This is a genomic window from Bradyrhizobium guangxiense (assembly GCF_004114915.1).
GTDB lineage: Bacteria > Pseudomonadota > Alphaproteobacteria > Rhizobiales > Xanthobacteraceae > Bradyrhizobium > Bradyrhizobium guangxiense.
The window spans coordinates 2993189-3014383 of sequence record NZ_CP022219.1 but is presented as its reverse complement, the minus strand read 5'-3'; the positions used below and the strand labels follow the sequence as shown (position 1 = coordinate 3014383).

Here is a 21195-nt window from a genome sequence, read left to right as displayed (position 1 = left end):
CAGCGTCCGGCTGCGGCTGGCCCTATCCGCCCTTCAACGTTTTCTTGACCTCGCCATCGTGCCAGACATCGCCCACCGCGATCACCCGCACGCGGCTTTGGTCGGTGGCATTCACCAGCACGTGCGAACCCATCCGATCGCCGCTCTGCTCAAGATGTAAATCGGTTTCGGGCTTCCAGCTCAGCGTGGTCGCGAGATCGCCAGGAAAGATCTGCCATTGCGATCCGTCGTCGAGCTCGACGACATGGCTCTCGGCATGCGTGCGTATCTTCATTCCACCCCGAATTCTTGATGAACAGAACTGGCCCCGGCGCTCAGGCCGGGGCCGATTCCGTCAGTCGTTGTCGTGATGAATCACGGTCTTGCTGCGATTGCCGAATTCATCTTCCTTCTTGATAACAGTGGTGCGGTTCGACGGCTCGCGCTCCTTGATGACCGTCGTGCGATCACGTTCCCGAACGCGATAATCCGGCGACTGGCCAACCGTCACGCCGGCACCGACCGGGCCGACGTGAACGCCGACTTCATCGGCAAGCGCAGGGACCGCAATGGCGGTGACCATGGCAACGGCAAACAGATACTTCCTCATCGTGTGCTCCTCAGTGTCCTGCGGAGGGAATGCAAGACTGCGACCATTTGTTCCGGGCGAATGCCTGTTCCGGACGTTCCAGGAACCGGCTCACAGGAGCTCTGTTTCCCGCTAGAATGGCGCCATGAAGCACGCTGATTCCTCGATTGATCACGCCCGCCGCAATCTGCTGAAATCCGCGCTCGGCGTGGCAGCCCTGCTCGCTGCGCCCGCCGATGTTTTCGCTTCGCCTCCAGGCTTTGACGAATGGCGCGAGGCTTTTCGCGCTCGTGCAATGGCCAAGGGCATTTCGGCCGCGACATGGCAGCGCGCGATGGGGCGGGTCGAGCCCGACATGAGCGTGTTCAAGCAGATGCGAAACCAGCCCGAATTCCACGAGCAGGTGTGGCAATACATCAACCGCCGCGTCTCCGACTGGCGCATCATCAACGGCAAGATCGCGCTGAAGAACAACGAGGCGCTGTTTGCACGCATCGAGCGCGATTTCGGCGTCGAGCGCGGCACGCTGCTGGCGCTGTGGGGCGTCGAGTCCGCCTATGGCGATCCCCTGGTGCAGCAGAACCACATGACGCCGGTGTTTCCCTCGCTCGCCGCGCTTGCCTGGAACGACCCCCGCCGCAAGGCCTATTGGGAGACCGAGCTGATCAACGCGCTACGTATCGTCGACAAGGGCTGGAGCACGCCGGAGCAGATGCAGGGCTCATGGGCCGGTGCGATGGGGCACTCGCAATGGATGCCGGAGGTCTGGCTCAATGTCGGCATCGACTATGACGGCGATGGCAAGGTCTCGCCATTCGGCAAGCCCGACGACGCGCTGGGCTCGACCGCAAAATACCTCGTCAATCGCGGCAAATGGCACCGCGGCGAGCATTGGGGTTATGAGGTGCGCGCGGCAGATAACATGAGCGGCAGCCGCACCTATGCGGCGTGGCAGGCGGCCGGCGGCACCCGCGCCGACGGCCAGCCCTTCCCGCAGCCCAACGCATCCGCGCAGATGTGGACGCCGGTCGCGGGCGGGCCGACGTTCCTGCTTGGACCGAACTTCTATTCGGTGAAGAGCTACAACCCTTCAATGAACTATGCGCTCGCGATCTGCCATCTGGGCGACCGCTGCCTCGGCGCACCGCCCTTCATCCAGCCCTTCCCCGGCTCCGAGCGGGCGTTGACGCTGGCCGAGGTGCAGGAGATGCAGACACGCCTGACCAAGGCCGGCTTCGACACCGGCGGCACCGACGGCCGCGTCGGCAACGACACCATGAAGGCGGTCAGGGATTTCCAGCAGCGCGCAGGCATCACGCCGGCGGACGGCTATGGCGGGCTGAAAGTGCTGGCGAAGCTGCGGCAGGGATCGTAGGCCGCCCCCCTCTCCTACAGCTTGCCTCAATGCCTATACTGCGGCTCCTCCGCATCGAGCTGTCTGCGGATCGCAGCGAGATGGAGCCGGGCGGATTCGGAATCGCCCTCGCGCATCTGCCTGTAGGTCTCTGCCGCAACGGCCGGATCGACCGGCAGCACTTTTCGTCCCGTCGACATCGCCAGCACCTGCACCTCGGCGGCGCGTTCGAGATAGTAGAGATCGTCCCAGGCCTCCGCGATGGTCGGTGCCAGCACCATTACGCCGTGGTGCTTCATGAACACGATATCGGCATCACCCACGGCCGAGGCGATGCGGGCGCCTTCGCGGTTGTCGAGCGCGAGGCCGTTATAGTCGCGGTCGACCGCCGTGCGGCCATAGAATTTCAGCGCGGTCTGGCCGGCCCAGATCAGGGGATCGCCTTCGGTCATCGACAGCGCCGTCGCATAGGGCATGTGGGTGTGAAAGGCGACCTTGGCGCGCGGCAGCAGCCTGTGCATCTCGGCATGGATGTAGAAGGCAGTCGCCTCGGGCACGCCCTCGCCGTCGAGGACGTTGCCATGGAAATCGCAGATCAGCAGCTTCGACGCGGTCAGCTCGCGAAAGGCGTAGCCGTAGGGGTTGACGAGAAACAGATCGTCGTGGCCGGGCACGACGGCCGAGAAATGGTTACAGATGCCCTCTTCAAAGCCGTTACGCGCGGCCATGCGGAAGCAGGCGGCCAGATCCTCGCGCGCGGCGCGGATCGCATCGGTCGCAAGGTCCGGGCGGTTGGAGCGAAAGGGCGCGGGTGAGGAAGCGTGAAGGCTGTGCGCCATGGCGGAGGACACCTCTGTCGGTCGGGAGCTCTTCGCGTTGTACAGGGGCTGCGCCTGCGCGTCAGCCCCTGCGCGTGCCACCCTGCCCTGCACGGCTCAGGCCCGCCGCGGCACGCCTCCTGCGTTCATGCCGCCGTCGATCACGAGCTCGCTGCCGGTGACGTAGCGCGAAGCGTCGGAGGCTAGATACAGCACGCCGGAGGCGATCTCCGCGGCCTGCCCGGCGCGGCCGAGCGGCGTTACGACCTTGGCCCGCTCCTCCGGGTCGATCGGCGCGTTCTGGCCGGCGCCGGTCGCCCCGGTCGGGATCTTGCCCCAGATCGGGGTGTCGATGATGCCGGGATGCACGGAGTTGACGCGGATGCCGTCGCCTGCCGCAGCACACTCCATCGCGATCGACTTGGCGAACAGCCGTACGCCGCCTTTGGTCAGCGAATAGGCCGACAGGCCCGGCGAGCCGCGCAGCCCCGCGAGCGAGGACATCATCACGATCGAGCCGCCGCCGGTCTTGCGCATCAGGGGCAGGCAATGCTTGACCGAGAGAAACACCCCGTCGAGATTGATCGCGTTCTGCTTGCGCCAGTCAGCGAGCGTCATGTCGACGATCGATGGCACAGAAATGCCGATGCCGGCGTTGGAGACGAGCACATCGAGCCGGCCGTAGCGTTTGCCGATCTCGGCGACGATCTCGATCCAGCGCTCCTCGCTGGTGACGTCCTGCTCCAGAAAGATCGCCTTGCCGCCGGCTTTTGCAACGCGCTTGGCGAGCTCGGGGCCGCGCAGCTCGTCGATGTCGGTTGCGATGACCGTCGCGCCTTCGCGCGCAAACAATTCGACGATGGCCTCGCCAATACCGGAGGCACCGCCCGTCACCAACACGACCTTGCCCTCAACCTGCCCTGCCATGTTCACTCCCTTTTTTGTTGTTTGCGGCCGTTATCTTGTACGCATGATCTCCGCGCAAATGCGTACCGCGTTGGTCGCTGGCGATCTTGCGTTATCTGATCACGGATGGCCCCTGGTCCGGTAGCGCGATGTCGATGACGCGGAATTGCACGCGCTCGGCGCCCTGGTAGCGGTCGACCGAGAGCGAGCCGGCGACATGCAGTTGCTGGCCGCGATTGGCGAGGAGCGCATTGCCGAGCTTCTGGCCGACCGACCGGAATGCGATGCCGTTGACAATTGCGCCGTCGCCCGACTTGAAGCGCAGGCGCAGATGCGCCTGGCCGACCTCGTCGGCAAACACGAGCTGATGCGCCGGCAGCGCCAGCACCGGCTCCGGATTGCCGCTGCCGAAAGGACCTGCGCGGTTGAGCGTCGCCGCAAGCTCCGCCGTCACCGCGCGCGCGGACACGGCGCCATCGATATAGAGCTCGTTGACATGGCGTGCCTCGGCGACGTCCTGCGCCAGCGCATTTTCGAGATAGGCACGAAACTCGGCGAGCTTCTCTTTCCGCAACGTCACGCCCGCGGCCATTGCGTGCCCGCCACCTTTCAGCAGGATGCCCTCGGCGACCGCCTGCCGCACCGCCTTGCCGAGATCGACACCGGCAATCGAGCGGCCGGAGCCGGTGCCGATGCCGCCCGGCTCCAGCGCGATGGCGAAGGCGGGCCGCGAAAACTTTTCCTTCAGCCGGGAGGCCACGAGGCCGACCACGCCGGGATGCCAGCCCTCGGAGGCCGTCACGATGACGCCGAGCTTGTCCTCCAGCCCGATCGAGGCCAGCGCCTCGGCTTCGGCCTGCGCTTCGGCGGCCTGCTCGATGACGCGACGCTCGCTGTTGAGGCGGTCGAGCTCGGCGGCGATCCGCGCCGCCTCGACGCTGTCGCCTTCGAGCAGCAGCCGCACGCCGAGATCGGCGCGGCCGATGCGGCCGCCGGCATTGATGCGGGGCCCCAGCATGAAGCCGAGATGCCAGGCCTCCGGCGGCCCGTTGAGCCGCGCCACGTCCATCAGCGCGGTATGGCCGACATGGTCGCGCCGCCGCATCGCGATCAGCCCCTTCGCGACGAAGGCACGGTTGAGGCCGATCAAGGGCGCCACGTCGGCGACCGTGCCCAGCGCGACGTGATGCAGCATGCCGAGCAGATCCGGCTCAAGCATCTCCGCACGCCAGAAGCCGCGCTGGCGCAGCTCGCGGTTGACGGCAACCAGCGTCACCAGCACGAGGCCGACAGCGGCGAGATGGCCAAGGCCGGAGAGATCGTCCGGCCGGTTCGGATTGACCAGCGCATCCACCTCGGGGAGATCGAGGCCGCATTGGTGGTGGTCGATCACCACCACGGACATGCCGAGGCGTCTGGCCTCAGCGAGCGGCTCGATGCTGGTGGTGCCGCAATCGACGGTGACGAGCAACGTGGCGCCCTTTGCCGCCAGCCCACGCACAGCTTCCACGTTGGGACCGTAGCCCTCGAAAATGCGGTCGGGAATGTGGATCAACGGATCCAGCCCGCAATGCCGCAGGTGCCAGGCCAGCAGTGCCGCCGAGGTCGCGCCGTCGACGTCGTAGTCGCCGAAGATCGCAACCTTCTCGCCCTTCGCCGCCGCATCCGCGATCCGCCTGGCGGCGGCCTCCATCTCCGTCACCGTGAACGGATCCGGCAACAGCTTGCGGATGGTCGGATCGAGGAAGTCGGGCACGGCGTCGATGTCGACCCCGCGGCCCGCCAGCACCCGTGCCAACAGCTCCGGCAATTGGTGCCGCTGCACGATGGCGAGCGCCTGGGCCGCCCCGCGCGCATCGAGCCGGTCGCGCCACAGCTTGTCGGTGAGCGAGCGCGCAACCCCCAGGAAGGCCTGGGGCGCTTCGACAGGGAGTGCGGATGCAGGCGGCGTCATGACGAGGCTATCGATTGGGAACTCGGGTCCGGACGATCACGCTGGCGGCCGGGACTGGCTTGAAATGATTGGCCGGGAAAGCCCGGCGATTTGCAACGGCCGGGACGCACAAAGCGGTGGATGGCCCGGCAGGCAGGCCGGAGTGACTATCATTTAGGCATTCCGCCGAACAGCAAATTAAGCAGGCGTTAGGCGGAATCCTCGAAAAAGAATCGCATTCGATCTGTAATTTGTTGTTCCGGGTTCGTTGCAGATCAGACCTCATTGCCAAGGGAAATTCCCGATGTCTGCTGCGCTGGGTCTGAAAGCCAAGCCGATTGCCGCCGAATCCGCTGAAGATGATTCCGATGTCTCCGCGCTGATCAACCGCCTGACCGCGGAGGTCAACCAGATCGCGGTCGACAAGACCAAGTCGATCCAGCAGATCACCAACCAGATGAAGATGCTGGCGCTGAACGCGCTGATCGAGAGCTCGCGCGCCGGCGCGCAAGGCGCGGGCTTTGCGGTGGTGGCGCAGGAGGTCCGCGGCGTCGGCCAGCAGGTCGAGACCATCGCACGCGAGCTCGAGACGCAGTTGACAAAGCGGACCGGCGATCTCGTCTCCTCGATCGAGCGCATGAGCCAGCGTTCGCGCGGCGAGCGCATGATGGATCTGTCCCTGAATGCGATCGAGCTCATCGACCGCAACCTCTATGAACGCACCTGCGACGTGCGCTGGTGGGCGACCGATTCCGCCGTGGTCGATTGCGCGGCTTCGCCGAGTGCGGCCGCCGTCTCCCATGCCTCGCAGCGCCTCGGCGTGATCCTCGGGGCCTACACCGTCTATCTCGACCTCTGGCTCTGCGACCTCGACGGCAACGTCATCGCCAATGGCCGCGCCGACCGCTTTCGCGTCGTCGGCCAGAACGTCGCCCACACCAAATGGTTTCGCGAGGCAAAGGGCCTGCGCTCCGGTGACGACTACGTCGCCGGCGACGTCGAGAACCAGCCGCTGCTCGGCAACGCACAGGTTGCCACCTATTGCGCCAGCGTCCGCGCCGGCGGCCAGGCGAGCGGCGCGCCGATCGGCGTGCTCGCGATCCATTTCGACTGGGAGCCGCAGGCCCGCGCCATCGTCCAGGGCGTGCGCGTCGGCGACAGCGACAAGGCCCGCGTGCTGCTGATCGATTCGAATTTGCGCGTCATCGCGGCGTCTGACGGCCAGGGCATCCTCAGCGAGCGCATCTCGATCTCGCTCAACGGTCAGCGCTCCGGCTTCTATCGCGACCACACGGGCGCGCTGGTCGCCTTCCATGCAACGCCGGGCTACGAGACCTATCGAGGCCTCGGCTGGTACGGCGTGATCATCTGCGGCGCGTGAGGCGAGCGGGTCCACCCCCGATCAAAACCCACAAAACAACCCCATGCACAGTAGCCCGGGGGTTGTTTTAATTGGTTTTTTGCGATCGCCAACAACGCCCCAGCGGAGCGTTTTGACACGTCGGGCAAAGCACCGGCGTTCTGCGACCACGGTATTCTGTTCGCGTGCTTCGAGCGGATCAAATGACGGATGAGCTATTTGGTTTACTTCACCGTAATTCCGAGCCTCGCGCGCGGAATTCTTAAGCTGCAGCGGCAACCAGCTTGCCATAGACATCTTCGTATTGCCTCGCCATCCGACGTGCGGTGAAGCGTTCCTCGAAGCGCGCGCGCACCCGCCTTCGGTCCAGCTTGCCCAAATCGCCGACCGCCTTGACGGCCTGCTCCTCGTTCTCGACGATGAAACCGGTCACGCCGTGCTCGACGACCTCTGGCACGGAGCCGGCGGGGTAGGCGATCACGGGCGTTCCACACGCCATCGCCTCGATCATGACCAATCCGAAAGGTTCAGGCCATGCGATTGGAAACAGCAGAGCGGCGGCTTGGCGAAGGAAGGACTGCTTCTTCACGTCGTCGACTTCGCCGATAAGCTGGATTTTATTGCCGTCAATCCGGGGCGCGAGGTGTTTCCGGAAGTAGGCAGTCTCGGCGCGCGGAATCTTCGCGGCGATGCGAAGGGGCATCCGGGTTGCGTGCGCGATGCGGATCGCGTCCTCAGGTCCCTTCTCCCTCGTGAGACGCCCGAGAAATGCCAGATAGGTCCCTTCCTCGTAGGAAGGCTGCAACAACTCCGACGGCAATCCGTGTTGAATCGTTCCGATCCATCTTGCCTCAGGGAGTGGCAGGCGCTGATGATCGGAAATCGACACGAAGCTAGCGTCTGAAAACTGATGCACCACGTGGGGCAAGCCAGGCAGGTCGAGACGGCCGTGCGTGGTCGTCACGAACGGCACGCCAAGTCGACTGAGCAACGGTAGTGGCAGCCAATCGACATGTGAGTGGATCACGTCGAAATCACCAGCTCGTCGCGCGATCGCTTCAAGCAGCATTGCGTTGGCGGCACTTGGATCGGCGCCCTTCCGGCCGAGACGCAGCGCCGTTGGCCATACCGGGTGAAGTTCGCCTATCGTTCGAGAGTCGCCGCTGGCAAAGAGCGTGACGTCATGACCTAGCTCGACAAGTTTATCCACAAGCCAGGCCACCACCCGCTCGGTGCCGCCGTAAAGCTTCGGAGGGACGCTTTCGGCCAGGGGAGCAAGCTGAGCAATACGCATGGCGGCTCGCTATAATGCCGAACGCACGATCAGCACGACGGTCGCGGAAAGAAGGTTCGAAATCGCAAGCAAGGTCCAATTCGGCCGCGCGCTGGCGCTCGCTATGCGACAGGCCAAGCTCTCCGCGAGCTTCAACATTCGTCATCGGAAAGACGCTCGAGATAGGCAAGCCCGAATGCTGCGAGTTCCTGGGCATCACCGTTACTCTCGCGCGCTTCCCGCCTCCCTTGCAGATGACGCTCAAGGAGGCTGCGACGGCCATCGGCAGCAGCGACACTGCGATGCTTGGCGCGGTACACGCACCAAGCGGTATCGACCGCTGTTCGTAGCGGACCGTCGTCGACCATGTTCCCACTCCGACGTGGAGATGTTCATGTGACGCCAACTCGTCGCGCGGGCGGAAGTTTCCAGTTTTTCCCTAAAGTCTAAGCCCGCACGCAAGGCGCGCACAATTAGTCCTCGCTCCTGGTGCGTGCAAGGTCAGCCAAGCCGACGTGCCGACATCTCCGCGGCGAGCAGCAACGCGGCGCGGCTGGCGCCGATCGAGGCGATGCCCTGCCCTGCGATGTCGTAGGCGGTCCCGTGCGCGGGCGTGCAGATCGGAAATGGAAAGCCGCCAAGCAAGGTCACGCCGCGATCGAAGCCCATCAGAATTACGGTGACAGTGCTGTCACCGTGATAGAAAATGACCGACGATGTCTGAGCATGATCAAAGACAGTATCGAAGAATTCGTGATCGCCTTGCTGCGTTCGAAAGCGGTGAGATCACCCTGGATAAAGCAGTTATCGATCTGGAAGGTCTACTGAACTCCCTAGAAATGACGGATGAGCCTTGGAAGGAGGCATTTCGTCATCATTGGAGCACACTCGAAACTGCCAGAGCGCTCCTGCGCTCCGGTGAGGTAAGCGAGCTAAGTATCGAGGCCAACCACGCAGTGGGCAATGCTACATCTCAATTAAGACTCTTAGTATCAGCGAAACTGGTGATTTGAAGCACGGCCAGGCGAAGTAGCGGCAGTTTCCGTCCTGGCAGTTCCCTCGGCGGCACTGTCGGCGCCAGCGAGACTGCTTCCGCCCGCCTCCCCGACACACAAACATGTGAGGGGTAGGGTTGCGCCGGGGGAACCGGCCGAGCTCAGCGCCGCAACGCCACTTGCCGCCGGTCCGGCACGTCCCAAATGAAGGGGGTGGTCGATGGCCGATTTCCTGAAGGCGCAAGACCCATCTTGAGGTTCTCCGCGGCGGAGACCGGCATGCCGTCACCGGCACCTATGAACGAAGCTGAGAGGTTGGCCGCCCTGCGCGCGCTCGACATCCTCGATAGCGCGCCGGAAGCGGCCTATGACGAAATCGCCGAACTCGCAGCGCAACTCTGCGGCTGCCCGGTCTCCTACATCAGCTTCATCGACGACGAGCGGCGCTGGCTCAAGGCACGATACGGTCTGCCGGCCGAAGTCACCGACGCTCCGCGCGAGAACGCCGTGTGCACGACCACCATCTGCGGCACCGAACTACTCGTCATTCCCGACCTGACACAGGACCCGCGCTTCGAAAACAGCCCGATGGTCTCACTGAAGCCATCCTGCCGATTCTATTGCGGCATGCCACTCATCACCGATGAAGGTTATGCGCTCGGAACGCTTTGCGTCATGGACTTCGAACCGAGGCAGCTTTCCTTCGAGCAGACGGAAGCTCTTCGAATGCTTTCGCATCAGGTGCTGGCGCAACTGGAGCTCCGCCGAAAGCTGATCGAGTCCCGCCAGGCCATCGAGCAACTGGAGCAGGCACGCCTGGAGGCCGCCGCCGAGCGAGAGCGCGCCGAGGAATTGCTGCGCAACGTCCTGCCGGCACCGATCGCCGCCGAGCTGACGCGCCACGGCCGAGTTCAGCCCAAATACACCCGGTCGGCGACCATCCTATTCGCAGACATCCAGGGCTTTACCCTGCTCGCCGAACGGACCGAGCCGGCCAGGCTGATCAATCTCCTCGACGGTTATTTCTCGGCCCTGGACGACATTGGCGCACGATATGGTCTGGAGAAGGTCAAGACCATGGGCGACGCCTACATGGCAGTTGCGGGCGTTATCTCGCCCGACCGGCGGCATTCGATCGATGTCTGCCTCGCGGCGCTGGAGATGCGCGCGCAGCTCGCCCATCTGAGAGCGCAATGCGAGGCGATCGGCGAAGATGCCCTGCAATTGCGCATCGGAATCCATACCGGCCCGGTCATCTCCGGGGTCGTCGGCAACCGCCGAATGAGCTTCGACATCTGGGGTGATGCGGTCAACACCGCATGGTTCATGGAAGCGTTCGGAACAGCTGGCCGGATCAACGTGTCGGAAACAGTGGTCGGGCACGTCCACGGGCTATTCGACCTGGAATCGCGCGGCCCCATAGAGGCCAAGCATGCGCGCGCCCACGAAATGTTCTTCCTCAACGGCCTGAAGAGGGAATATTCGCGCAACGAGGACGGAAATCTGCCGAACGATCATTTTCTTTCGGAGTATCACCGCATCGGTGGCTCGCGGTTGCCCCGGCAACGGGGGGAGCACGTCTACTGCCGCGGCGGTTGATCATGCTTTGGCTCGCGTGTCTGATGGCCGTCAGCCCGGCTTGGCCTCGTAGCGCATTGCCATCTCCCCCGCGAGAAGCAACGCGGCGCGGCTGGCGCCGATCGAGGCGATGCCTTGCCCTGCGATGTCATAGGCGGTCCCGTGCGCGGGCGTGCAGATCGGAAATGGAAAGCCACCAAGCAAGGTCACGCCGCGATCGAAGCCCATCAGCTTCATCGCGATCTGGCCCTGGTCGTGATACATCGTCAGCACCGCATCGAAGGCGCCGCCCTTGGCGCGCAGAAACACGGTGTCGGCGGGAAAGGGCCCCTCCGCAGCAATGCCCTCGCGCTGGCCGGCCGCGACCACGGGTGCGATGATTTCGATTTCCTCGCGGCCGAAATTGCCCCCATCGCCGGCATGCGGATTGAGGCCAGCCACCGCGATGCGCGGCCGCGCGAAGCCGGCCTTGCGCATGCAGGCATCGGTCAGCGTGAGCGCGCGATGGATGCGTTCGCCGGACAGCCTCGCAGCGACGTCCCTGAGTGGAATGTGCGACGTGACGCGCGCATTCCAGAGCCGGTCGAGCACGTTGAATTCGCTGGCCGGAGTTGCGAGCTCGACCACCTCGGCTGAAAACGCGATCTCGTCGTCGTACTCGGCGCGGGCAAGCCGCATCGCCTGCTTGTTGAAGGGCGTGAAGCAGACGGCATCGACGCGGCGGTCACGGCCGAGCTCCAGTGCAAGCCGATAGTTCGCGAGCGCGAATTTTCCGCCGGCAAGGGTTGCAGTCTTCGGCTCGACCTCCCGGGGGGCGAGGTGGCCGAGATCGATGAACAGCGCATCGCCCTGCGCGGCACGAAGGTCGGTGCCCCGCTCCACCGTGGACAACTCCGGCCGGACGCCGGCGACGCGCGCGCCCTCGTCGAAGATGCGGCGATCGCCGATCACGACAAGCCGGCTTCGGGCCCGGATGTCGTCCTGCGCCACCAGCTTGGCCGTCAATTCGGGGCTGATGCCGGCGGGATCGCCCATGGCCAGCGCAATCAGCGGCTTTGCGGTCATATGGTCACCTTCTCCTGGGCCGTGGTCTCGGCCGTGGCGGATGCGGGTTTGCGCCAGAGGCGCGGAAGCTGCAACGCGAGCGGCAGCAGCAAGAGCGCGATTCCGGCCACGATCAGGCATGTCACGAGCTTGTTGGCGAAGAAGATGCCGAGCGATCCCTTGGAGATAAGCATCGACTGCCGGAACGCATCCTCGGCCTTGTCGCCGATCACGATTGCGAGCACGAGTGGGGCCAACGGATAGAACAGCTTCTTGAAGAGATAGCCGACGATTCCGAAGCCGAGCATCATGACCACGTCGAGATAGGAGTTCGACACCGAATAGGCGCCGACGACGCAGATGATCACGATCAGCGGCGCGATGACCACGAAGGGAATCCGCATCAAGGCGGCAAAGACCGGAACGGTCAGCAGCACCAGCGCGACGGCGACGATGTTGCCGACATACATCGAGGCGATCAGGCCCCAGACGAAATCCTTGCTATCGACGAACAGCATCGGCCCGGGATTGAGGCCCCAGATCATCAACCCGCCCATCATCACGGCCGCGGTCGCCGAGCCGGGAATGCCGAGCGAGAGCATCGGCAGAAGCGCGCTGGTGCCGGCGGCATGATCGGCCGTCTCCGGCGAGATGATGCCTTCGACCTCGCCGGTGCCGAAGTAGCGGCCGCGGCGCGAGAAGCGGCGCGCAATGCCGTAGCTCATGAAGGACGCCGCGGTCGGGCCGCCCGGCGTGATCCCCATCCAGCACCCGATCGCGGCGCTGCGCAGCAATGCCACGCCATGCCGCGGCAGGCGGCCGACGGCGCGGAACACCTCGGCCCAATCGATCTTCGAGGACACGGCGCGGGCATGAAACTCCTCTTCCACGGCAACCAGCAGCTCGCCGATGCCGAACAGGCCCATCACCGCGACGACGAAGCTGACGCCCTTGACGAGTTCGTCGACGCCCATGGTGAGGCGGACGCTCCCGGACACCGTGTCGATGCCGATGGCCGCGATGGCAAAGCCGATCGCGAGTGCGACGACGGTCTTGATCGGCGCCGCGCCGCCCATGCCGACGAAGCTGGCGAAGGCCAGGAAATAGACCGCAAAATATTCGGCCGGGCCGAAGGCGAGCGCGACCTGCGCCACCCAGGAGGCGAGGAACGTGATCAGGATGACACCGACCAGGGCGCCGAACGCAGCCGAACCGAATGCGGTCGCCAGCGCCGTGGTCGGCCGGCCGTCGCGTGCCATCGGATAGCCGTCGAAAGTGGTCGCGACCGACGACGGCTCGCCCGGGATGTTGAACAGGATCGAGGTCACGGAGCCGCCGAACAGCGCGCCCCAGTACATGCTGGAGAGCAGGATGATTGCGGACACCGGCTGCATGCCGAAGGTCAGCGGCAGGAGCAGCGACACCCCGTTCGGCGCGCCGAGCCCCGGCAGCACGCCGACGAGAATGCCGAGCAGCACGCCGACGACCATCAGGGCCAGATGGGGCACGGTGACCGCGATGGTGAAGCCGTGCAGGAGCTCTGCAAGATTATCCATCGGCCTCGCCCTCAGAATCCAAGCGCTGCGGCCAGCGCGCCGTGCGGCAGGCTGACCTGGAACATGCGCTCGAACACGACATAGAGCGCGAGTGCCGTCGCCCCCGCCATGGCGAGCGCGCGGGGCACAGATTGGTGCCGGGGAATCGCCAGCACCGCAAAGACATAAAGCGCAGCGGCGACGTACATCCCGAACAACGGGATTGCGGCCACGAAGATCGCGGCGGGGACGAACAGGCCGGCAAGCCGGCCCAGCTCGAGCGAGGTGATGGCGATGGGAACGTTTGCCAGCGTCGCGGCCGGCAGCACGCCGCGCGCCAGATTGTAGAGGCTCCCGAGCACGATGATGATGCCGGTCAGGAACGGGAACGTGCCGGCGTCGACGCCCGCACTGGACCAGCCGATGCCGTTGTCGAGGCTGGAGACGACGACGGCGCCACCGAAGCCACCGGTGAGCACGGCGGTCGCAAGTTCAAGCGCGCGGCGGGAGATCATGGGGGACTCCGCTCTGACGTCGGACAATTGCCAGCTGTGGGCACGCATCTTTCTCCAGCGATCGCTGTCGTCCCGGCGAACGCAGGGACCCATAATCCCAGGGAGGAGTTTGACGAAGACACTGGGTTAGACGTTCTTCTGTACGACGACTGCCGTTCATCGATAGATCACGCTGTATGGGTCCCGGCGTTCGCCGGGACGACAGCGGAGGTCGGGGCACGGCGGCCCCCCTCACTTGACCAGCCACCCCTGCTCGCCCGCGACCTGCTTGACGTGCTCGAGGTCCTCCTTGATGAACTTGTCGAACTCGGCGCCGGTCAGGAACGTGTCGACCTGGGACGTCTTCTCGATGTAGTCCTTCCACTCCGGCGTCGCCTGCACCTTCTTCATGAGGTCGACATAGAACGCGGCCTGCTCCGGCGTGACCTTGCCGGGCAGCCAGACGGTGCGCGGCTGCTCATATTGCTTGATGTCGAGGCCTTGCTCGACGCAGGTCGGAACGTCACCCCAGCTTTCGGTCGCCGTGATCTTGGCGCCTTGCGGCAACCGCTTGGGGCTGAAAACGCAAAGCGGGCGCTGCGTGCCGCCGCGCCACTGCCCGAGGCTTTCGCTAGGATTGTTGACGTGGGAATCGAGATGTCCGCCGGCGAGCTGCACGGCGGTCTCAGCCCCGCTCTTGAAGGGGATGTAGGTCAGCTTGACCTTGCCGACCTTCTCGATCATGCGCGTCAGCACCTCGTCGGTGTCCTTCGACTGAGCGCCGCCCATCTTGAATTCGCCCGATGCGGCTGCCTTCAGATAATCGCCCGCATTCTTGTAGGGCGCATCCTGCTTGACCCAGAGCAGGAACTCGTCCTGCGCCATCGCCGCGATGGGGGTGAGATCGGTGTAGTTGAACGCGACCTTGGAGACGAGCGGCTGCTGCCAAGCGTTCGAGGTGCCGAAGATCACCTTGTAGGGATCGCCCGCGGAGGCCTTGCCGTAGACATAGCCTTCGGCGCCGCTGCCGCCGCCCTTGTTGACGACGACGATCGGCTGATCCGTCAGCTTGTGCTTGGTGATGATGTTCTGCACCGCGCGGGCGAGATTGTCGGTGCCGCCGCCCGGTCCGGCGGTCGCCACGAACTCGATCGGCTTTTGCGGTTGCCATGCGCTCAGCGCCGGCATCGTGCCGGCGAGCACGGCGACGGCTGCTGAGAGCAGAAATGTTGACGTCCGACCCATGATTTCCTCCAGATGATTTTTGTATTTTTATGTTTGGTCTTGTCGTATCGACGTCCGCTCAGGCGACGCGTTCCTCGCGTCTTTCCAGGGCCGAGACGATGGCGCCTTCTTTTTCGAGCGCTTCGATCCGCGTCTGGTCGAACCCGTGCTCGGCCAGCACTTCGCGCGTATGCTCACCATAGACCGGTGCGCCCGATAGCACTTTGCCCGGGGTCTCGGAAAACTTCACGGGAAGCCCGATCGTCTTCACGGGGCCGAGCGTGGAGTGATCGACCTCGACGACCATCTCCCGGGCCAGCGTCTGCGGATCGCTCAGCGCCTCCAGCATGTCGTGCACGGGACCGCACGGCACGCCCTTCTCGTCCAGCGCAGCGAGCCAATGCGCCCGTGACTTGGTGCGGAAGCGTTCGCTGAGGACGGCTTCGAGTTCCTTCAGGTTCGCCATGCGATCGGCGCCGTTGACGAAGCGCGGATCGGCGGCGAGCTCGCTCGCGCCGAGCGCTTCCAGCATCAACAGCCAGTGCTTCTTGTTGGCACCGCCGACCACCAGCCAGCCGTCCGAGGCTTCGAACGCCTGGTACGGCGCGTTGAGCGGATGGGCCGATCCCATCGCGCGCGGTGCAGTGCCCGCGGCGAGCGCGATGGTCGACTGCCAATAGGTCTGCACCAGGGCGGCTTCATAGAGCGAGGTCTCGACCCACTGCCCCTCCCCGGTCTTGAGGCGGTGCGTGTAGGCCGCGAGGATGCCCATGCTCGCGAGCAGGCCGGCGGTGATGTCGGACAATGGTGGGCCGCATTTGACGGGCGGGCCGTCGGGGCGTTCGCCGGTAAAGCTCATGATGCCGCTCATAGCCTGTGCGACGAGGTCGAATCCCCTGCGGTGCTTGTAGGGACCGGTGCGGCCGAAGCCCGACAGCGAGCAATAGATCAGCGCCGGGAATTGCGCGTGCAGCGCTTCGTAGCCGAAGCCGAGACGCTCCATCGCGCCCGGCGCAAAATTCTCCACCAGCACGTCGGCGTCCGCGATCAGCCGCCGCAGCACCTCTTTGCCGCCGTCGGTCTTGAGATCCAGCACGATGCCGCGCTTGTTGCGGTTCATCATCAGGAAGGACGCGGCCTCGTCGCCAATCTTGGGCGGCACCGAATGGCGGGGGTCATCGCCGTTCGGCGATTTCTCGATCTTGATGACATCGGCACCCATGTCGGCGAGCATCAAGGTGCAGGTCGGCCCGGCCATGACATGGGTGAGATCGATGACCTTGAGGCCGGCGAGCGGTCCGGTACGGCGAGAGGTGGATTGCGAGCTTTGCATCGGGCGTCCTATTGGCCGCGCCATTGCGGCGCGCGCTTGTTGAGGAAAGCATCGAGCCCTTCGCGAAAATCCTGGCTCGTGTAGCACATCAGGATGAGGTCCTCGCCCTCGTCCCGCGTCAGCCGTCGCTGCAGACGCGCCACCGCCTGCTTGGTCGCGTTCAGCGTCAGCGGCGCGTGACTGGCGACGAGCCGGGCGACCTCGTCGGCCCGCTTGTCCAGCGCGGCGATGTCCTCGACGACCTCGCCGAGCAGCCCGACGCTGGCGGCCTCCGCGGCGTCGACCAGACGCGCGGTGAAGATCAGATCCTTGACGCGCGCGGCGCCGATCAGCGCGGTGAGACGGCTGACATTGGACATCGACAGGCAATTGCCGAGCGTCCGCGCGATCGGGAAGCCGATCTGCGCGCTTCTCGTGCCGATGCGCAGGTCGCAAGCTGCGGCAATGCCCGCCCCGCCGCCGGTGCAGAACCCGTTGATCGCCGCGATGGTCGGCACCCGACACTGCTCGAGCGTGGTCAGAACACGGTCGATACGGTTCTCGTAGTCGATCGCGTCCTGGGGCGTCTTGAATTCGCGGAACTGGTTGATGTCGGTGCCTGCGGCGAAGGCTTTGTCGCCGGCCCCGCGCAGCACCAGCACCTTGATGTCATGATCGCGGTTGGCCTCCTCGCAGATCGCGGCGAGCCGCTCATACATGGCAAAGGTGAAGGCGTTGCGGGCCTGCGGGCGGTTGAAGGTGATCCGCCCGATGCCGTCTTTGCATTCAAAAACGAGGTCGTCCGCCTGCGCTGCCAGGTCCATTTCCTCATGCCCTCTTGTTTTTTACATTTTTGAATGCAAAATTTGAGATTAGCAAGCTGGAACTTCGAGACCTGCATAGATTTCTTCAGTTTTGCATTCAAATTTGAGCGCTGGTCCCATGCTTCATGAAGACGTCGTCGGCCGTATCCGCGCCATTCTTCTCGACGGCGAAATCCCGCCGGGCGCCCGCATTCCCGAGCGCGAGCTGTGTGAGCGGCTCGGGATCTCGCGCACGCCGCTGCGTGAGGCGCTCAAGGTGCTCGCCGCCGAAGGTCTCGTACAGCTCCTGCCGCATCGCGGCTCGCGCGCAGCAAAGCTGACCGACAAGGACATGCGCGACCTGTTCGAGGTCTGCCAGGGTCTGGAGGCGCTCGCCGGCGAACTCGCCTGCGAGCGCATCACCGACGCCGAGATCGACCAGATCGCCGGGGTGCATGTCGCCATGGTGCAGCACTATCGCGACGGCGATTTGATCCAGTACTACCGCGGCAACCGCGCCATTCACGAAGCCATCGTCACCGCGGCCGGAAACCCTGCCCTCGCGGGGCTTTACACGTCGGTGACGGCGCGCATCCGGCGCGCGCGCTATGTCACGCCGATGACGCCGCAGCGCTGGGCACTCGCCGTGAAGGAGCACGAGGCCATCCTGAACGCGCTGCAGAGGCGCGACGGCACCGGCCTCTCGCATATTCTGCGTGCGCATCTCCGCCACAAGCGCGAAGAGGTGTTGCAGGCGGGCTTTGCCGAGACCGAAGGAAACGATCTCACGCTGAGAATTGCGTAAGGCGCAATTCGTGTTGTCTTGCGCCGCGGACAGCGCATCCACACGCAGCCTTCGACGCTCCGCAGCCCGTTCCCGCTCCACGTGAATCTGCTCACTGATTCCACTTGCTAGCTTGTCGCGGCGGGCGCAGCATACTCGTCTGCCGACTTGCGGCCGACTGGCCGTCAGGGCGGCCCCAACGCGCGAACAATCGCGCAAAGCAAAAGACAAAAGCGGAGGAAACGCATGACAATCGATGTCTCACGTCGATCCCTACTCGCACTTGGAGCTGGCCTTGGAGCCAGCGCGATGCTCGGCAGCAGTGCGATGGCGCGGGCTCCCAAGCTCGGCACCCAGACGCCGTACTGGCACCGCTTCGTTCTCGGCGATGCCGAGGTGACCGTCGTGTCCGACGGGCCGCTGCCGCTCGGCGATCCCTCCGGAACCTTCACCGGCGTTCCCAAGGAAGAGGTCAAGAAGATGCTGGCCGACAACTTCCTGTCGCCGGACAACGTCGTGCTCGAACAGAACTCGCCGATCGTGAACACCGGCGACAAGCTGATCCTGTTCGACACCGGCATGGGCACATCGAAGATGTTCGGCGCCAGCACCGGCCGGCAGCAGAAGAGCATGATGGAGGCCGGCATCAAGCCGGAGGACATCGACGCCGTGGTCTGCTCGCACGCCCATATCGACCACATCGGCGGCATCGTGGATGCCAACGACAAGCCGCTATTCCCGAACGCGCAAGTCTACATTTCGCAGACGGATTTCGACTTCTGGACCGACGAGGGCAAGCTCGGCAGCCCGGCCAAGGACTTCGTCGTTCACGCTCGCAAGAATCTGCTGCCGGTCCGTGAGCGGATCAAATTCTTCAAGGACGGCGAGGAATTCCTGCCCGGCGTGCAGGCGATCTCGGCGCCCGGCCATACCGTCGGCCACACCATCTTCATGGTGTCGTCGGCGGGCAAGTCGTTCGCATTCCTCGGCGACCTCTCGCACCATTCGGTGCTGCTGCTGGAGAAGCCGCGGATGGAGTTCTCGTACGATACCGATCCGAAGCAGGCGGCGGACTCGCGGGTGAAGTTGCTGACGATGCTCGCCGCCAACAAGATCCCGGTGATGTCGTATCACTTCGCCTGGCCGGGCTACGGCCATGTCGCCAAGGCCGGTGACGGCTTCCACTACTATCCGGAGCCGATGAAGATGACGCTGTAGATTCTCTGCAATCAGGTCCGGGCGGCAGTCATGCCGCCCCGATCTGTCCTTGGCGCATGATCTTTCCGGAAAACCACATCGCACTTTTCCGGATTGTGCTTTAGCAGCCGAGCTTGTCGGCGATCCCGCCAAAATCCCTGGCGACGATGTCCCAATTGCCGGTGGCTTCGAAATCGACCTTCTGAAGCGGACCATACTCGGTCGGCCGGGCCACGAAGGCGGTCTTCAATCCGTTCTTTTGCGCGGCCGCGAGATCGCCGTTGTGGGCGGCGACCATTATCACCTCGCTCGGCTTGAGGCAGAGCAGACGCGCGGCACCGAGATAGGTCTCGGGATCGGGCTTGTAATGCTCGAACAGCTCGGCCGACATGATGAGGTCCCACGGCAGGCCGGCGAACTTGGCCATGTTGGTGAGCAGTGCGACGTTGCCGTTCGAAAGCGGCGCGATGACGAATTTCGTCTTCAGCCGGGTCAGGCCGGCGACGCTATCGGGCCAGGGGTTCAGGCGATGCCAGCCCTTGGTGAGATGATCGAGATCGGCGTCCGTGAGGCCCTTGATCTCGAACTTCTCCACCAGCTTCTCCAGCGAGCGGCGGTGCAGGTCATCGAGCATGACGTATCCGCGCTCGGGATGCTTGCGGACGTCGTCCATGGAGGCGACATACATGCCGCGCCAGCCGTCGACGAGCGCGGTCCAATCGGCCGTGATGCCGCGCTGCTTGCCCCACCACATGAAGTCGGTGATGAGGCTGGTGCGCCAGTCCACGACCGTGCCGAACACGTCGAAGACGAGGGCTTTGACGGCGGAGAGATCGGACATGCGCGCTTCCTTTGTTCTTGTTGTTGTCATTCCGGGGCGATGCGCAGCATCGAGCCCGGAATCTATTTGGCGTCAGAGTCTGCCGCCCGATGGATTCCGGGTTCTCAGGGCCGCGCGCTTCGCGCGGTCCCGCCGCCCCGGAATGACGCCAGCGGCTATTGCTTGGCTCAGTCCAGGTGGAACTTGGCGAGCTCGCGGTGCTCGGCCTTGATGTAGCGCACGGTGCCGGTGACGGAGCGCATCACCACCGTCTCGGTCTCGATCACGCCGTCCTTGCGGAACTTGACGCCTGACAGCAGCGAGCCCGTGGTGACGCCGGTGGCGGCGAACAGGCAGTCGCCGCGCGCCATGTCCTCGATGCCGTAGATCATCTTGGGATCGTTGACGCCCATCTTGGCGGCGCGCTCGCGCTTCTCGTCGGAATCGAGGATCAGGCGGCACTGCATCTGGCCGCCGATGCAGCGCAGCGCCACGGCCGCGAGCACGCCTTCCGGAGCACCGCCGGTGCCGAGATACATGTCGACGCCGGTGTTGTCGGGGTCGGCGCAATGGATCCCCCCGGCGACGTCGCCGTCGGTGATCAGGCGCACGGCAGCGCCCGTGGAGCGCACACTCGCGATGATGTCGGCATGGCGCGGACGGTCGAGCACCAGGACCGTGATGCCTTCCGGCTGGACGCCCTTGGCCTTGGCGAGGCGGCGGACATTGTCGGCCGGCGAGGCATCGAGATCGACCACGCCCTTGTCGTAGCCGGGGCCGATCGCGAGCTTCTGCATGTAGACGTCGGGGGCGTGGAGCAGCGTGCCGCCGTCGGCCATCGCCATGGTGGCGATCGAGCCCGGCATGTTCTTGGCGCACAGCGTGGTGCCTTCGAGCGGGTCGACCGCGATATCGACCTCGGGGCCTGCCTTCAGGCCGACCTGTTCGCCGATATAGAGCATCGGCGCCTCGTCGCGCTCGCCCTCGCCGATCACGATGGTGCCCTGGATCGGCAGCTTGTTGAGCTCGCGCCGCATCGCGTCGACTGCGGCCTGGTCGGCCGCCTTCTCGTTGCCGTGTCCGCGCAGCCGCGCCGACGACACCGCCGCCCGCTCCGTCACACGCACGATCTCCAGCGTGAGAATACGCTCGAGCAACGCCTGCGGCGGCACTGAAATATGGGTCGACATCGGCTAA

At 64.7% G+C, this 21195-nt stretch carries 21 protein-coding genes and 1 pseudogene; 6 read left to right on the top strand and 16 right to left on the bottom strand.

Annotated elements, in window-relative coordinates; translation table 11 throughout:
• Positions 1–22: 22 nt before the first annotated feature.
• Both X268_RS14180 and X268_RS14175 read right to left on the bottom strand, forming a co-directional pair.
• Positions 23–274 (bottom strand): hypothetical protein, encoded by a 252-nt coding sequence (locus X268_RS14180; RefSeq protein WP_128925531.1) that lies wholly within the window; start codon positions 272–274, stop codon positions 23–25.
• A 60-nt stretch (positions 275–334) separates the two neighbouring features.
• Positions 335–589 carry a hypothetical protein gene (locus tag X268_RS14175; protein ID WP_128925530.1) on the bottom strand — a complete coding sequence of 85 codons (255 nt, stop codon included), beginning with the start codon at positions 587–589 and terminating at the stop codon, positions 335–337.
• Positions 590–713: 124 nt separating this feature from the next.
• Here X268_RS14175 and X268_RS14170 point away from each other — a divergent pair, with 124 nt between their 5' ends.
• Positions 714–1943: a lytic murein transglycosylase gene (locus tag X268_RS14170; protein ID WP_128925529.1), complete on the top strand. Its 1230-nt coding sequence runs from the start codon at positions 714–716 to the stop codon at positions 1941–1943.
• 26 nt (positions 1944–1969) lie between these two features.
• On the opposite strand, the gene X268_RS14165 is transcribed toward X268_RS14170, so the two are convergent.
• The 3 genes from X268_RS14165 to recJ all read right to left on the bottom strand — a co-directional run bounded on the left by X268_RS14165 (position 1970) and on the right by recJ (position 5600).
• Positions 1970–2761, bottom strand: coding sequence for an aldolase (locus X268_RS14165; RefSeq protein ID WP_164937717.1), 792 nt, complete (start codon positions 2759–2761; stop codon positions 1970–1972).
• 96 nt (positions 2762–2857) lie between these two features.
• Complete coding sequence (locus X268_RS14160; RefSeq protein ID WP_164937716.1) at positions 2858–3667, bottom strand: SDR family NAD(P)-dependent oxidoreductase; 810 nt, start codon at positions 3665–3667, stop codon at positions 2858–2860.
• Positions 3668–3758: 91 nt separating this feature from the next.
• On the bottom strand, positions 3759–5600 hold the full coding sequence (recJ, locus tag X268_RS14155) for a single-stranded-DNA-specific exonuclease RecJ (protein ID WP_128925526.1): 1842 nt from the start codon (positions 5598–5600) through the stop codon (positions 3759–3761).
• Between the two features lie 283 nt (positions 5601–5883).
• Between recJ and X268_RS14150 the strand changes: the two genes are divergently transcribed.
• On the top strand, positions 5884–6960 hold the full coding sequence (locus X268_RS14150; protein ID WP_128925525.1) for a methyl-accepting chemotaxis protein: 1077 nt from the start codon (positions 5884–5886) through the stop codon (positions 6958–6960).
• 241 nt (positions 6961–7201) lie between these two features.
• Here the strand turns inward: X268_RS14150 and X268_RS14145 are convergent, their stop codons facing one another.
• The 3 genes and pseudogenes from X268_RS14145 to X268_RS14135 all read right to left on the bottom strand — a co-directional run.
• The gene (locus X268_RS14145) at positions 7202–8233 is read right to left on the bottom strand and encodes a glycosyltransferase family 4 protein (protein ID WP_128925524.1); all 1032 of its coding nucleotides are present in this window, start codon (positions 8231–8233) and stop codon (positions 7202–7204) included.
• Positions 8234–8364: 131 nt separating this feature from the next.
• Positions 8365–8580, bottom strand: coding sequence for a hypothetical protein (locus X268_RS14140; RefSeq protein WP_128925523.1), 216 nt, complete (start codon positions 8578–8580; stop codon positions 8365–8367).
• 133 nt (positions 8581–8713) lie between these two features.
• Positions 8714–8956: pseudogene (locus tag X268_RS14135) on the bottom strand (4-hydroxythreonine-4-phosphate dehydrogenase PdxA); the annotation flags it as partial.
• Here X268_RS14135 and X268_RS14130 point away from each other — a divergent pair.
• Entirely contained in the window at positions 8929–9225 is a 297-nt protein-coding gene (locus tag X268_RS14130; protein WP_128925522.1) for a hypothetical protein, read from the top strand. The pseudogene X268_RS14135 and the gene X268_RS14130 overlap by 28 nt on opposite strands.
• A 261-nt stretch (positions 9226–9486) precedes the next feature.
• Positions 9487–10806: an adenylate/guanylate cyclase domain-containing protein gene (locus X268_RS14125; protein WP_164937715.1), complete on the top strand. Its 1320-nt coding sequence runs from the start codon at positions 9487–9489 to the stop codon at positions 10804–10806.
• A 30-nt stretch (positions 10807–10836) separates the two neighbouring features.
• Here the strand turns inward: X268_RS14125 and X268_RS14120 are convergent, their stop codons facing one another.
• The 6 genes from X268_RS14120 to X268_RS14095 form a co-directional block, all read right to left on the bottom strand.
• Positions 10837–11850, bottom strand: a complete 1014-nt coding sequence (locus X268_RS14120; protein ID WP_128925520.1) for a 4-hydroxythreonine-4-phosphate dehydrogenase PdxA — start codon at positions 11848–11850, stop codon at positions 10837–10839.
• Positions 11847–13385: a tripartite tricarboxylate transporter permease gene (locus X268_RS14115; protein ID WP_128925519.1), complete on the bottom strand. Its 1539-nt coding sequence runs from the start codon at positions 13383–13385 to the stop codon at positions 11847–11849. Before X268_RS14115 ends, X268_RS14120 begins: the two co-directional genes overlap by 4 nt.
• A gap of 11 nt (positions 13386–13396) precedes the next feature.
• The gene (locus X268_RS14110) at positions 13397–13879 is read right to left on the bottom strand and encodes a tripartite tricarboxylate transporter TctB family protein (protein WP_128925518.1); all 483 of its coding nucleotides are present in this window, start codon (positions 13877–13879) and stop codon (positions 13397–13399) included.
• A 231-nt stretch (positions 13880–14110) separates the two neighbouring features.
• On the bottom strand, positions 14111–15103 hold the full coding sequence (locus X268_RS14105) for a Bug family tripartite tricarboxylate transporter substrate binding protein (protein WP_128925517.1): 993 nt from the start codon (positions 15101–15103) through the stop codon (positions 14111–14113).
• Between the two features lie 58 nt (positions 15104–15161).
• Complete coding sequence (locus tag X268_RS14100) at positions 15162–16415, bottom strand: CaiB/BaiF CoA transferase family protein (protein WP_128925516.1); 1254 nt, start codon at positions 16413–16415, stop codon at positions 15162–15164.
• Between the two features lie 8 nt (positions 16416–16423).
• Positions 16424–17218, bottom strand: a complete 795-nt coding sequence (locus X268_RS14095) for an enoyl-CoA hydratase/isomerase family protein (protein WP_128925515.1) — start codon at positions 17216–17218, stop codon at positions 16424–16426.
• 118 nt (positions 17219–17336) lie between these two features.
• Here X268_RS14095 and X268_RS14090 point away from each other — a divergent pair, with 118 nt between their 5' ends.
• On the top strand, positions 17337–18002 hold the full coding sequence (locus X268_RS14090; RefSeq protein ID WP_128925514.1) for a GntR family transcriptional regulator: 666 nt from the start codon (positions 17337–17339) through the stop codon (positions 18000–18002).
• A 225-nt stretch (positions 18003–18227) separates the two neighbouring features.
• Positions 18228–19199, top strand: a complete 972-nt coding sequence (locus tag X268_RS14085; RefSeq protein WP_128925513.1) for an MBL fold metallo-hydrolase — start codon at positions 18228–18230, stop codon at positions 19197–19199.
• Positions 19200–19299: 100 nt separating this feature from the next.
• Here the strand turns inward: X268_RS14085 and X268_RS14080 are convergent, their stop codons facing one another.
• A complete protein-coding gene (locus X268_RS14080) occupies positions 19300–20019 on the bottom strand; it encodes a haloacid dehalogenase type II (protein ID WP_128925512.1) in 720 nt (239 codons plus the stop codon).
• A 167-nt stretch (positions 20020–20186) separates the two neighbouring features.
• On the bottom strand, positions 20187–21188 hold the full coding sequence (gene glpX / locus X268_RS14075) for a class II fructose-bisphosphatase (protein WP_128925511.1): 1002 nt from the start codon (positions 21186–21188) through the stop codon (positions 20187–20189).
• Positions 21189–21195: the final 7 nt, after the last annotated feature.